The sequence below is a fragment of the Saccharopolyspora endophytica genome, from assembly GCF_018070075.1.
In the GTDB taxonomy this organism is placed as follows: Bacteria; Actinomycetota; Actinomycetes; order Mycobacteriales; family Pseudonocardiaceae; genus Saccharopolyspora; species Saccharopolyspora endophytica.
On record NZ_JAGPXE010000007.1, the window covers coordinates 350,846 to 363,114 of the forward strand.

General features: G+C 70.5%; 12 protein-coding genes. 6 read left to right on the plus strand and 6 right to left on the minus strand.

Annotated elements, in window-relative coordinates; genetic code table 11:
• Window positions 1–189: 189 nt before the first annotated feature.
• Window positions 190–1,656: an NCS2 family permease gene (locus KBO27_RS18780; RefSeq protein WP_210971210.1), complete on the minus strand. Its 1,467-nt coding sequence runs from the start codon at window positions 1,654–1,656 to the stop codon at window positions 190–192.
• A gap of 63 nt (window positions 1,657–1,719) precedes the next feature.
• Here KBO27_RS18780 and KBO27_RS18785 point away from each other — a divergent pair, with 63 nt between their 5' ends.
• The gene (locus KBO27_RS18785) at window positions 1,720–2,019 is read left to right on the plus strand and encodes a DUF2530 domain-containing protein (protein ID WP_132681319.1); all 300 of its coding nucleotides are present in this window, start codon (window positions 1,720–1,722) and stop codon (window positions 2,017–2,019) included.
• A gap of 47 nt (window positions 2,020–2,066) precedes the next feature.
• Here KBO27_RS18785 and KBO27_RS18790 read toward each other — a convergent pair whose 3' ends face one another.
• Both KBO27_RS18790 and KBO27_RS18795 read right to left on the minus strand, forming a co-directional pair.
• A complete protein-coding gene (locus KBO27_RS18790) occupies window positions 2,067–5,045 on the minus strand; it encodes an ATP-binding protein (protein WP_210971211.1) in 2,979 nt (992 codons plus the stop codon).
• Complete coding sequence (locus tag KBO27_RS18795; protein WP_246537521.1) at window positions 5,042–5,914, minus strand: DUF3027 domain-containing protein; 873 nt, start codon at window positions 5,912–5,914, stop codon at window positions 5,042–5,044. The genes KBO27_RS18790 and KBO27_RS18795 overlap by 4 nt, the downstream gene beginning before the upstream one ends.
• 288 nt (window positions 5,915–6,202) lie before the next feature.
• On the opposite strand from KBO27_RS18795, the gene KBO27_RS18800 reads away from it, so the two are divergent.
• From KBO27_RS18800 to KBO27_RS18810, 3 genes are all read left to right on the plus strand, one after another.
• Window positions 6,203–6,901, plus strand: coding sequence for a glutaminyl-peptide cyclotransferase (locus KBO27_RS18800; RefSeq protein WP_372448860.1), 699 nt, complete (start codon window positions 6,203–6,205; stop codon window positions 6,899–6,901).
• A 159-nt stretch (window positions 6,902–7,060) separates the two neighbouring features.
• Entirely contained in the window at window positions 7,061–8,719 is a 1,659-nt protein-coding gene (locus KBO27_RS18805) for an MFS transporter (protein ID WP_210971244.1), read from the plus strand.
• Window positions 8,720–8,728: 9 nt separating this feature from the next.
• Window positions 8,729–9,205, plus strand: a complete 477-nt coding sequence (locus KBO27_RS18810) for a DUF2771 family protein (RefSeq protein ID WP_210971213.1) — start codon at window positions 8,729–8,731, stop codon at window positions 9,203–9,205.
• Between the two features lie 132 nt (window positions 9,206–9,337).
• Here KBO27_RS18810 and KBO27_RS18815 read toward each other — a convergent pair whose 3' ends face one another.
• Window positions 9,338–9,733 carry a cold-shock protein gene (locus KBO27_RS18815; RefSeq protein ID WP_132677872.1) on the minus strand — a complete coding sequence of 132 codons (396 nt, stop codon included), beginning with the start codon at window positions 9,731–9,733 and terminating at the stop codon, window positions 9,338–9,340.
• A 240-nt stretch (window positions 9,734–9,973) separates the two neighbouring features.
• Here KBO27_RS18815 and KBO27_RS18820 point away from each other — a divergent pair, with 240 nt between their 5' ends.
• Complete coding sequence (locus tag KBO27_RS18820; RefSeq protein ID WP_210971214.1) at window positions 9,974–10,216, plus strand: hypothetical protein; 243 nt, start codon at window positions 9,974–9,976, stop codon at window positions 10,214–10,216.
• A 6-nt stretch (window positions 10,217–10,222) separates the two neighbouring features.
• On the opposite strand, the gene KBO27_RS18825 is transcribed toward KBO27_RS18820, so the two are convergent.
• Entirely contained in the window at window positions 10,223–10,840 is a 618-nt protein-coding gene (locus tag KBO27_RS18825) for an HAD family hydrolase (protein WP_372448858.1), read from the minus strand.
• 104 nt (window positions 10,841–10,944) lie between these two features.
• On the opposite strand from KBO27_RS18825, the gene KBO27_RS18830 reads away from it, so the two are divergent.
• On the plus strand, window positions 10,945–11,907 hold the full coding sequence (locus tag KBO27_RS18830) for a R2-like ligand-binding oxidase (RefSeq protein WP_210971216.1): 963 nt from the start codon (window positions 10,945–10,947) through the stop codon (window positions 11,905–11,907).
• A 141-nt stretch (window positions 11,908–12,048) separates the two neighbouring features.
• Here KBO27_RS18830 and KBO27_RS18835 read toward each other — a convergent pair.
• Window positions 12,049–12,269, minus strand: a 221-nt coding sequence (locus tag KBO27_RS18835; protein WP_443706185.1) for an AMP-binding enzyme, incomplete at its 5' end; no start/stop codon positions are given.

A 12,269-nucleotide genomic window follows, 5' to 3' on the forward strand; every position in this document is an offset into this window, starting at 1 on the left:
TCGGGAATTCGGACAAACTGATCGCTCGACCAGTGGGGGCATACCTTAGCCAGCCCGAGCCCCGGCATGGCGTATTTGGGATGAAGGAGACTCACCGCGCGCCAAGAGGTCTGGGCGATCTCCGCCCGGAGCGCGAAAAGAGGCACCCGCGTCCCAGGAATCCGGGACGCGGGTGCCTCGTGAAACGAGTCAGATGCCGAGCAGGCTGCTCAGCGGACCCGAGGCGAAGTAGAGCACGAAGGCCGCGGCCACCACCCACATCAGCGGGTGCACCTCGCGGGCCTTGCCGGTGAAGGTGCGCAGCAGCACGTAGCTGACGAACCCGGCACCGATGCCGTTGGCGATCGAGTAGGTGAAGGGCATGACCGCGATCGTCAGGAACGCCGGCAGCGCCATCGTGAAGTCCGACAGGTCGATCTGGCGGATCTGCGACAGCATCATCGCGCCCACCACGACCAGCGCCGGAGCGGCGGCCTCGACCGGAACCACCTGGTAGAGCGGGGTCAAGAACATCGCGCCCAGGAACAGCAGACCGGTCACCACGTTGGCCAGACCCGTGCGGGCGCCGTCGGCGATGCCGGAGGCCGACTCCACGAACACCGTGTTGGAGCTCGCCGAACCCGCACCACCGGCGACCGCGCCCAGACCCTCGACGGCCAGCGCCTTGCCGATACCGGGGAGGTTGCCCTCCTTGTCGGTCAGATCGGCTTCCTTGCCGAGACCGGTCATCGTGCCCATGGCGTCGAAGAAGTTCGCCAGGACCAGCGTGAACACCAGCATCGCCGCGGCCAGGGCGGGCAACCGCGTGAAGGCGCCGAAGGAGATGTCGCCGACCAGCGACAGGTCCGGCAGACCGGCGATCTGGTCCGGCAGCGCCGGGTAGCCGAGGTTCCAGCCGGTCTCACCGACGTCGCTGGAGGACCCGGCGTGGAAGATCGACTCGATGATGATCGACAGGATCGTGGTGGCCACGACGCTGATCAGGATGCCGCCGCGAACCTTGCGGGCCACCAGGATCGAGGTCAGCACCAGGCCGAAGACGAACACCGCGGTCGGCCAGGAGGCGATCGAACCGTCGATGCCCAGCCCCACCGGGACCGTCGTGTTCGCCTCGTCCGGCAGTCGGCGCACGAACCCGGAGTCGACCAGACCGACGAAGGTGATGAACATGCCGATGCCGACCGCGATCGCGGCCTTGAGATCGGCGGGCACCGCGTTGAACACGGCGGTGCGGAACCCGGTCGCGACCAGGATCAGGATCACGATGCCGTCGACCACGACCAGACCCATGGCCTCCGGCCAGGTCACCTGGGGCGCGATCGTCACGGCCAGCAGGGTGTTGATGCCCAGGCCGGTGGCGATGGCGAACGGGTAGTTCGCGATGAGTCCGAACAGGATGGTCATGATGCCCGCGACCAGCGCGGTGGCCGCCGCGACCTGCGGGATGGGCAGGATGTTGCCCAGGACGTCGTGCTTGGCACCGGCGTCGGTCGGCGAATCGCTGCCGAGGATCAACGGGTTGAGCACGATGATGTAGGCGACGGTCACGAAGGTGACCAGGCCACCCCGAACCTCTCGGCCAACGCTGGATCCGCGCTCGCTGATCTTGAAGTAGCGATCCAGCAGCGAAGACTTGCTCTCGGTTCTCTCCACCATTCGAACTTTCCAATCGCGGTGGCCTGTGCGCGGGCCGTTATTACCGGGAGTAGCCTGCCTGACGTGGTACAAGACGGCGAACCCGCCCCCTCCGACCCCGCGCACCGAACGGTTCCGTCGCTGCCGCGCAGGCTCGCGGACCCGACGCCGGTGCTGCTGTTCGGCACCGCCCTGTGGTTCGCGGGTGTCGTGCTGTTCGGGTGGCGCGACCTCGCCGACGGCGCCGTCGGAGTCGAGTTCTTCACCTGCATCGCGGGAACCACGCTCGGCATCATCGGCTACGGCGTCTTCCGCTGGCAGCGCAGCGCCGCCCGCCGCGGTTCCCGAGGTTCCTGGCAAGGCCTCTCGGGACTGGACACCTGAGCCCGCGGGCAGTTTTCGGTCTTCCTGCGATCCCTCCGTGAGCGCGACTAGCGCAGCAGGGTCGTCGCCTCCGGGTCCGCCAGCAGGGCCGCCAGGGCGAAGCGGTGCGGCCACGACCCGGTGGCCCAGGCCAAGGCCCTGGCCAAGCCGTCCGGGGTGCGTTCGGTGTGGACCTTGCCGGTGTTCTCGACCCACCAGTGGACCTGGTGCTCACCCGTCGACGCCTGGACGCGCAGCTTGTCGTGGAGGGTGATCTCGCCGTCCGGGACCTCGATGCCCAGCAGCTCGCAGCTGGAGGCGACCCGGGCGACCTCGGACCAGCGCTGGGTGCGCCCCGGATCGGGCACGCGCAGCGTGTTCTCCTCCGAGGCCAGCGGCAGGTCGAGCAGTTCGGCCAGCGCCTCGGCGTCGAACTGGTCCGGGCTGCCACCCGCGACGACCAGCGGAGCGTCCATGACACCGAGCATCCACGGCTCGTCGAGCACGACCGCACGACCGGTGCTCACCACCGCGCCCGACACGGACCGCACCATCTCCGGCGGATCCAGTTCGGACGGGTCGACCACGCCCGCGGACACGGCCTCGCTCAGCGCCTGGTGGGCCCGCAACGCCGTTCCCGCGCGGATCGCGCGGTCCGGATCGCCGAGGCGTTCCAGCAGGTCTTCGGCGTCGTCACCGTCGTCGATGCGCAGCTCGGCGCGGACACCGGCCAGCCGCAGCGCCTCGGTGTCCAGGTCGACGTCGGGCACCGGGTCGTAGACGCCGGCGAGCTCGTCGGCGTCGGGCAGCCGCCAGTGCCGCGGCGGGTGCCCTTCGATCAGCGCGCAGCGGGCGATCCACCAGGCCGAGTAGCCGTGCGGTTCGCGCAGCGCGCGCAGCGTCTCCGGGTCCCGGGTGAGCAGGCTGATCGCCTCGGGCCACGCGTCGTCGGAGACCAGGTCCAGGTCGCGGATGCCGACGAAGCGGGCCGGCGGCCACTCCTCGGGCCGGTCGGCCTCCTGCTCGGCCCACCACCGGTGCGAGTCGGGGAAATTCTCGTCCGCCTCCACGGGATCGTCCTCGACGTGCACGCCGAAGCCGTCCAGGACACCGATCGAGGTCAGCAGTTCGGTCGGCCAGCGCTGCGCGACCTCGTCGTCGAGCACCGACAGCGGAGCTCCTTCGCCGAGGTGCTCGGTGTCGATGACCGACAGCAGCGCTGCCTCGGGCAGCAGGAGTTCGTCGGCGCGGCGGAAATCGCCCTCGTCGTCGGGCAGCGCCAGCGCGCCCAGCCAGTCGCGCGACCGGGACTCCTCGACCAGCTTCAGCACGGCCTCGGCCAGCGGACGCACGTCGACTCCGGCCAGCGCGTCGGACACGCTGCTGCGCACGGCTTCCGCCAGCGGCGGGGCGTCGAGCAGCTCAGCCGGTCCCGCCGGGTGGGCGCCGAGCTTCTCCAGCAGCGGGTGGGTGGCCTCGGGATGCGCGATGCGCAGACCCGAGATGTCCAAGGTGGACAGCAGCGCGGCCGGGTCGAGATCGCTCTCCGGGTGGCTGAGCAGCACGTCGCGCACACCGCTGACGGTGCGGCCGTCGGCCAGCGGCACCGGCAGCGCGGTGAACTCCTCGCGGGCCTGCGGATCGGATTCCTCGAACGGCGCCAGGGCCTCGTAGAGCCGGTACCACCAGCGCGGTTCGCGTCCCAGCCCGGTGACGGCCTCGACGATCTCGGCGGCGCCGAGCCTGCGGACCTCCAGGGCGTGCAGCGAACGCCGGTGCCGGGCGTCGGAGAGCTGCGGGTCCAGCAGACCCGGCACGACGTCGTCGAGCAGTTCCACCAGCTCGGCCGAGACGTACTCCAGCGCGCGGGCTTCCAGCGGCGCGACCGGCTTGTCCCCCGCTCCGGGCAGCCAGGCCGAGACCCGCAGCCGGTCGTTGACGCCCTGCCGCAGCTTGTCGTCCACATCGGACAGCGGGAACCCGGGCAGCGGCACCAGCGCGGTCCGGTGCTCGCCGGGCAGCTTGTCGACCAGAGCCGGGTAGCACTCGGCGGCGAAGGTCAGCACCTCGTCGGTGGCGGGCGAGGCCGCCGCGCGACGTCGGTCCGCCTCGACCGGAACGCCGGCCAGCAGCCGCGCGGGCAGCGACAGCCGCTCCTCGGTCGGGGTCGGGCTGTGCAGCACGTCCTCGGCCAGCGGGATCGGCACGCCCTCGGAATCCAGCGGAACGGCCCAGGTGACCTGCCACTGCGCGGTCGAACGGCTCTCCGCGCCCAGCCCGGCCAGCACCGACTGGCTCAACGCGCCGGACGCGCGGTGCACCAGCCAGCGGTCGCTGCGCGACGGGCCGTGCACCACGACCCGGTCGGTGTCCTCGTCGACGCGGCGCCAGGTCTGGCGACCGATCCGGATCTCGCTCAGCGCGGGCAGCGCCAGCAGCAGTCCGGGAACCTGGTCGGTGCACGAGTCCAGCAGCGCGGCCGCGTCCACTTCGGAGCGCAGCGGCAGCCGGACCTCGGTGGTGAACCCCTCCGGCGGGGCGCCGTCGATCTCCCACGGCAGCCGCAGCACCGGAACGGCGCCGTCGCGGCGGGACAGCTCCTCGGCCGGTCCGGGCAGCTGCGCGGCGGCCTGGCGGGTCCGCTCGGCGGAGAACGCCACGCCACCCGAGGTCGACAGCACGCAGGGCTCCTCGGACACCGCGAGCACGGCGGCGAACCCGACGCCGAAGCGGCCGACCGAGGCGCCGTCGCGCTTGGCCGACGCGCGCAGCGACGCCAGCGCGGCCACGCCTTCGGCGGTCAGCGGCGCACCGGTGTTGGCCACCCGCAGCTCGTCGTCGACGAGCTCGACGCTCAGCACGCCGTCGGAGCCCGCGGCGTCGGCCGCGTTCTGGGCGAGCTCGACCAGCAGGCGCTCGCGGTAGCCGCCGAGGCGCAGGTCCTCTTCGGCGTTGGCGTCCTCCCGGAACCTGGTCGGCGAGGTCTCCCAGGACTGCAACACTGCACGTCGCAGTCCGACCGCGCCGAAGCGGTCCGGCTCGCTCACCCGCGCTCCGTGCCGCGCGGTTCGAACTCCAGCGTGGCGTCGTCGTAGACGATCTCGGCGACGGGGACGGTGGACGAGACGTCCACGTCGACCTCGGAGTGCGCGCCGCAGCCGAACTCGACGCTGACCACGCGGCCGTCGGCGGGGGCGAACTCGTTGGCGCAGACGCCGAACGCGCCGCCCATCGAACCGGACAGCTTCAGGAAGAAGCCGCAGGTCCCGCAGGCCGCGGGCGCGAGCTTCGCGGCGTCGGCGCCCGGGCCGAAGTCGCCGGAGTACCAGCGCTCGGCCGCGTCCGTGCGGCCTTCGAAGCTGAGCACCCGCTTGCGGCCGAAGCCGACCTCCTTGGCGACGTCGCCGAACTGCTCGTCGTCGCTGGTCAGGTGACCGGGAGCCAGCCGCGGGTCGTCCGGGCTGGTCGGCAGCAGATCACCGGCGCCGAGGTCGCCCGGCTGGACGCGGTCGCGCCACGGCACCCAGTCCGGCGCCGTCAGCGCCGTGGGACCGGGGAGCAGCACGACCTCGCTGACCGTCACCGGCTCGCCCTCGCCGACGCTGGCGACCGTCACGGCCCAGAGCCAGCCGACGTAACCGGGGTAGTTCGACTCGAAGTAGTGCGTGACGGCGTGCGGCCCCTCGGCCTCGACGCCGACGTGCGCGCCGACCGGGGAGGACACGCTCTCGGCGACGTCGTCCCCCGTGGTGTCCAGCGTCAGGACCGGCGAGCCGATCGGGTCGTCACCAGGGCGGGCCTCGTCCTCCGCAGCAGCTCGGGCGACGTCCTCGGCCGCCGCGAGCTCCGGGTTCAACGGCTCGGCCGCAGGCTGCCCGGCGTCGTCGTACGGGGCATCCGCGCCTGGGCTGGTCATCGGAGCAGGCATAGGCGTCACATGCTCAATTGTGCCGTACGCGCTCGACGCCGCAGTCGGCTGTGTCGCTGCGGAGGCCGCAGGACCGCTGATCCGGAGCGGAGTAGCACTCGGAGTGATCGGGCGTGTCAAGCTTTCGGGGTGCGACTTGCTCAGACTGGACGTCTCTTGTGCGGCGTGCTGCTCACCATCGGAGTCGGGGTTGCGTGTGCGCCGCAGGTACCAGCGCAGCACGACGGCCAGGACGACCGCGAGCAAACCGATCAGGGCGTAGGGCACGCGGGAAGCCTGCCACACCTTCGAGTCGAGGTGATCAACGTGCTCCCGCACGACCGCTCCTCGTTCACTCAGGGTCTGGAAATCGCTGGTGAGACCCTCTACGAAGGCACCGGGCTGCGCGGTTCCTCGGCGTTGCGCGCGGCCGACCCGCTGAGCGGTTCGGTGCGGCACGAGGTCCGGCTGCCCGCCGAGTACTTCGGTGAGGGGATCACCGTCACGGGTGACCGTATATGGCAGCTCACCTGGCAGGAAGGGGTTGCTTTCGAGCGAGATCGCGAGAGCCTCCGCGAGCTCCGCCGAGTGGAGTACCCGGGTGAGGGCTGGGGGCTGTGCTTCGACGGGCGGCGACTGGTGATGAGCGACGGCAGCGACGAGCTGACCTTCCGCGACCCGGCGACGTTCGCGCAGGTCGGCGAGGTGTCGGTGACGCGGGAGGGCTCGCCGGTCGAGGAGCTCAACGAGCTGGAGTGCGCCGGCGGCCAGGTGTGGGCCAACGTGTGGGGCAGCGACGAGATCATGCGGATCGATCCGGCGAACGGTCAGGTCACGGCGGTCGTGGACGCCGAGGGGCTGCTGCCGCCCGAGCAGCGGGCCGGGGCCGACGTGCTCAACGGCATCGCGGCCGTGCCCGGCACCGACGAGTTCCTGATCACCGGGAAGAACTGGCCGTCGACGTTCCGGGTCCGCTTCGTGCCCGGTGATCGCTAGAGCGAGTGATCTAGCCCTCTCTTTTGTCGCCTGATCGTGTCCAGCTGTATTTCTGGGCGGCTTTCCGCCTCCTTATTCGTGAGGGCGTTGCGGCTGAGACCAGAACGGGCCTCGCCGCAACCCAGTCCGGGGGAGAGGAGGTGGTGCAGGATGGCTGACATGGGGATGCGTGGACGTGACCAGCACTCGGACGAGCCGCGGGGCCGTCCGGGCTGGGGCGCCGGGCAGCGCGGGAAGCGTGGTTGGTACGCCGACCAGCAGCGGTCCGGACAGCGGTTCGAACCGCCGCGCCAGGACGCCGACGAGCGCCGTTATCCCTGGCAGGAGGACCCCGACTACGACCGCTCGCGCGGTGGGACGAGTCCGCTGCCGCCGCTGCCCGAGGATCACTCCACCGCACCCGACGAGGAGGAACCCGAACCCGAGCAGCCCCGGGGCGCGCCACCGCCGAAGAAGCTGACGGTCACCCGGGTCGCCGCGTGGCGCAGCCGGGACCTGACGCAGCGGATGGTGCGGCTGTTCTTCTCGCTGGCCCACGCCGACGGCGCCGACCGCTCCGGGCTGGCCAAGTTCACCTACGCGTGGATGGGCAACTACGCGGTCGACGCGGCGATGGCCGTCGCGCTGGCGAACACGCTGTTCTTCTCCGCGGCCACGGCCGAGAGCAAGGACAAGGTCGCGCTCTACCTGCTGATCACGGTCGCGCCGTTCGCGGTGATCGCGCCGGTGATCGGCCCTGCCCTGGACCGGTTGCAGCAGGGCAGGCGGCTGGCGCTGGCCGCGTCCTTCGCGGTGCGCGTCGTGCTGGCCGCGGTGATGGCGCTGAACTTCAACAGCTGGCTGCTCTACCCGGCGGCGCTGGGCTGCATGGTGCTGTCGAAGTCCTTCGGCGTGCTCAAGGCCGCGATGACGCCGCGGGTGCTGCCCGGTCAGATCACGCTGACCAAGGCGAACTCGCGGCTCACCGCCTTCGGCCTGGCCGCGGGTGGCGTGTTCGGCGCGATCGCGTCCGGATTCGCCTGGCTGTGGGGGTCCGAGGGCGCGCTGTGGTTCATGGCCGCGATGGCCGCCGCCGGGGTGTGGCTGTGCCTGCGGATCCCGGGCTGGGTGGAGAGCACCGAGGGCGAGGTGCAGACCTCGCTGGGCGATCCGGGACGGTCTCGCAAGGTGCCGCTGACCGGTCACGTCGTGGTGGCGCTGTGGGGCAACGGCGGGATCCGGGTGCTGACCGGTTTCCTCACGCTGTTCGCCGCGTTCGTGATCAAGCACAACACCCAGCACGAACCGGCCATGCAGCTGGTGCTGCTGGGCCTGGTCGGCGGCGCGGCCGGGGTCGGCAGCTTCCTGGGCAACGGGCTGGGTTCGCGGATGACCTTCGAGAAACCCGACCGGTTGATCATCAGCTGCCTGGGCGCCGCGCTCGCCGTGGCGACCTGCGCCGCGGTGCTGGCCGGTCTGCCCTTGGCGGTGATCGTCGGCCTGGTCGGCGCGACCGCCTCCGCCCTGGCCAAGGTCTGCCTGGACGCGGTCGTCCAGCGCGACATGCCGGAGGCGTCGCGGGCCTCGGCGTTCGGCCGTTCGGAAACGATCCTGCAGCTGAGCTGGGTCTTCGGCGGCGCGCTCGGCGTGCTGCTGCCACCGGTGTACTGGATCGGGTTCCTGGTGATCGCCGCGCTGCTGGCCCTGGTCCTGGCGCAGACGATCCTGCGCGGGCGCGGCGGCACGCTGATCCCGGCGATCCCGCTGCGGTCGCTGCCACGACGGCGGAGACGTTCGGCTGACGCACCGGCCACCGCCCGTTCGAGTGCCGGGTCGTAGGCTCTGGCCGTGCATCGTGGACTGAAGCCGCTGCTGGTGGTGGCCGCCGTCGGGCTCGCCGCCGGTTGCTCCTCCCCCAGCCAACCGCAGGTGACCTTCTACTCGCACGGGGACGCGGTGGCGGTCGAGGCCGCCCAGTTCTGCGACCCGACCGGTCAGGAGTGCTCGCCCCCGAAGCCGGAGGCCGTCGGTGAGCTGCGCATGGTCGATCGCGACCCGCTGCAGATCTCGGTGCCGGCCGAGGTCGCCGGTGCACCGTGGCAGGTGGTGTTCCTCTACCGCGGGCTCAACGGCCAGGAGCTCGACGGCCGAAGCCCGGTGTTCACCCCGGACTCGCGCCACTCCTACACGCTGCAACTGCCGCCGGACGGCGCCCGCATCGAGCACGTCGAGGTCCAGCAGTTCTCAGCGGTGCTGAGCCAGGGCGCCGACGGCGGGGTCGACTTCGGCATCGGCGGCAGCTGGGTCCTCAACGTCAAGCAGTGACCGCTCGCGGTCGCGGGTTCTGACACGTCCTCCGGGGAGGACAGCCGACGCGTGTGCATCGGCTCCCGGCCCAGAAGGCGTGTCAGATTCCGCTCACCGCACGGCTTCGCTCGGACGGATTCCGCGGACCGATCAGTTCCCGCCGGGATCGAGTTCCCGCGCGACCGCTCGGACGACCTCGCCGATGCGCTTGGCCGTCTTGCGGTCGGGGTAGCGGCCCCGCTGCAGGTCCGGCTGAACCTTGAGCTCGAGGAGCTTGATCATGTCCTCGACCATGCCGTGCAACTCATCGGCGGGACGTCGGCGCGCCTCGGTGACCGAGGGCAGCGGGTCCAGTAACTTGACCTTCAACGCCTGCGGGCCGCGTCGGCCCTGCGCCATGTCGAAGTCGACGCGCTGGCCGGTCTTGAGCGCATCCACACCAGATGGCAACGCGGAGGAACGCACGTACACGTCCTCCCCGCCATCCTGGGTCAGGAAGCCGAAGCCCTTGTCCGAGTCGAACCACTTGACCCTGCCGGTCGGCACTGTCCTCACCGTTCCCTGTCGAATGCGCTGACCCGTTGACCGGGTCACGATCTCCCTGCCGTTCTTCCCGCCGCGACGCGGCAACAGCCCCGTCACGACGAAAGCGCCCCGTTAACGCCACGCAGGTGCGCGCGCCGGGACGCGTCCCACCAAGCGTACCGCGAAGGTGGACGAAATCACCCATGCTTATGGGCCAAGGCCGGTTGCCAGGCACAGCATTGGTGTGAATACGCTGCTCACATGGCGAGCAGCTCACCAAGATCAGCAATCCTCCCGATCTCGATCGCGATGTTCGGCATCGGGCTGCTGGCCATCGTCTTGATCTTCGCGCTGTTCGCGACCGGCCATCAAGACCTGCCGGCGTGGATCAGCATCGTCGCGCTGCTGTGCCCGGCCGGGTTGATCTTCGGCGTGATCGCCACCGTGGTCCGCGCCCGCCGGCACCAGGTTCCGCCGGAGGGGCGGGACTCAGCTCGCACCTGAACGGTTCTAGACGCGGGTCGCCAGCCAGGCCGGGAACTCGGAGAGGTCGTCCAGCGCGACGTCGGCGCCGGCTTCGCTGAGCTCGGCGGCCGAGTAGGGCCCCGTGGCCACGCCCACCGCGGTCGCTCCGGCGGTGTGGCCGCCGACGATGTCGCCGAAGTGGTCGCCCACGTAGATGTCGGCGCCCTCAGCCAGCAGCACCTCGCCCTTGCCCGCGCCGAACACGCCGCCGGCGAGCCGGTCGACGCTCCAGCCCAGGGCTTTGAGGTGCAGCGCGGCGTTGGGCTCGTACTTGCCGGTGACCACCAGGGTCCGGCCACCGGCGGCGCGCACGGCCTCCAGGGCTTCGGCCGCGCCGGGCAGCGCGACCGTCTCGTCGATCACGACGGTCGGGTAGATCGAGCGGAAGTGGGCGGCGAGGCGCTTGACCATCGGCTCGTCGAAGCCGTATCCGCGCAGCACGTCCTCCAGCGGCGGCCCGAGGTGTGCGGCGAAGTGCTCCCCGTCGAGCTCGGTGCCGAACTCCTCGTTGAGGGCGTCGAAGGCCCGAACCATGCCGGGCCGCGGGTCGATCAGGGTCATGTCCAGGTCGAATCCGACCGTGAGTGCGCTGCTCTCGTCCATCATCTTCACCTTACGGACACGCTCCGACCGGCCTTGACGCGAAACTGTCCAGTACCGAAACTGGGAGTAACACACCTCACATCCCGGCGAGCTGGAGTTGTTCAATGACGAGCACGCACACCGCCCAGCGCGAGAGCTTCCACTCCCTGCGAGCCAACGGCCTGAACTGGGAATCGCTCCCGCTGCGACTGTTCAGCAAGGGCAACGCGAAGTTCTGGAACCCCGCCGACATCGACTTCAGCCAGGACGCCGAGGACTGGCAGAACCTCACCGACGACGAGAAGCGTGGCGTGGCCGGGCTGTGCGCGCAGTTCATCGCCGGGGAAGAAGCCGTCACGCAGGACCTCCAGCCGTTCATGGCCGCGATGGCCGCCGAGGGGCGCTTCGGCGACGAGATGTACCTGACGCAGTTCTGCTTCGAGGAGGCCAAGCACACCCAGGTGTTCCGGCTCTGGATGGACGCCGTCGGGCTCACCGAGGACCTGCACGAGTACGTCGCCGAGAACCCCGGCTACCGGGAGATCTTCTACAAGGCCCTGCCCGAGACGCTGCAGGCGCTGCACACCGACCCCAGCCCCGAGAACCAGGTCCGCGCCTCGGTCACCTACAACCACGTCGTGGAAGGGACCCTCGCGCTCACCGGCTACTACGCGTGGCACAAGATCTGCGTGAGCAGGGGGATCCTGCCGGGCATGCAGCAGGTCATCAAGCGCATCGGCGACGACGAGCGCAGGCACATGGCCTGGGGCACCTTCACCTGCCGCAGGCACGTGGCCGCCGACGAGACCAACTGGTCGGTGGTCGAGGACCAGATGGCCATCCTGCTGCCGCACGCCATCGCGCAGGTCCAGTGGAGTCCGGCGGACGCTCCCGAGGAGCTGCCGTTCGCGCTCGACAAGGAGGAGCTCACCGCCTACGCCTCCGATCGCGCGACCAGGCGCCTCGGCGCGATCTCCAGCGCCAGGGGCATGCCGCTGGCCCAGATCGACGTCGACGCCGAACCCGAGGCCCTCGAAGATCGCTTCGGCGCTGAAGACGCCGCAGAACTGGAAAAGCTCCGCGGATGACGCGAGCGGGGTGGCGGTTCCAACCCGAAACCACCACCCCCCGGAGCTCTCCAAAGGACCCGGATTACCGCCGTATTCGGTCACCCGATTACTGCGGTATTCCGTCGCCTGATTACTGCGGTATTCCGGGTCTTCGGCGCTTTAGAGGTCGAGGAGGCGGCGGGCTTCCTCGCGCATCTCGACCTTGCGGACCTTGCCCGTGACCGTCATCGGGAACTCGCCCACCACGTGCACATAACGCGGAATCTTGTAGTGCGCCAACTTCCCCGCGCAGAACTCCCGCAACGACTCCGCCGTCAACACCTCAGCACCCTCCCGCAACCGCACCCACGCCATCAGCTCCTCGCCGTACCTGGCATCCG

Excerpts from the sequence above, each read along its gene's own strand:
- KBO27_RS18820 (WP_210971214.1), top strand. The coding sequence starts at position 9,974 with ATGGCGAGCAGCTCACCAAGATCAGCAATCCTCCCGATCTCGATCGCG.
- KBO27_RS18830 (WP_210971216.1), top strand. The coding sequence starts at position 10,945 with ATGACGAGCACGCACACCGCCCAGCGCGAGAGCTTCCACTCCCTGCGA.
- KBO27_RS18825 (WP_372448858.1), bottom strand. The coding sequence starts at position 10,840 with ATGGACGAGAGCAGCGCACTCACGGTCGGATTCGACCTGGACATGACC.
- KBO27_RS18780 (WP_210971210.1), bottom strand. The coding sequence starts at position 1,656 with ATGGTGGAGAGAACCGAGAGCAAGTCTTCGCTGCTGGATCGCTACTTC.
- KBO27_RS18805 (WP_210971244.1), top strand. The coding sequence starts at position 7,061 with ATGGGGATGCGTGGACGTGACCAGCACTCGGACGAGCCGCGGGGCCGT.
- KBO27_RS18795 (WP_246537521.1), bottom strand. The coding sequence starts at position 5,914 with ATGACCAGCCCAGGCGCGGATGCCCCGTACGACGACGCCGGGCAGCCT.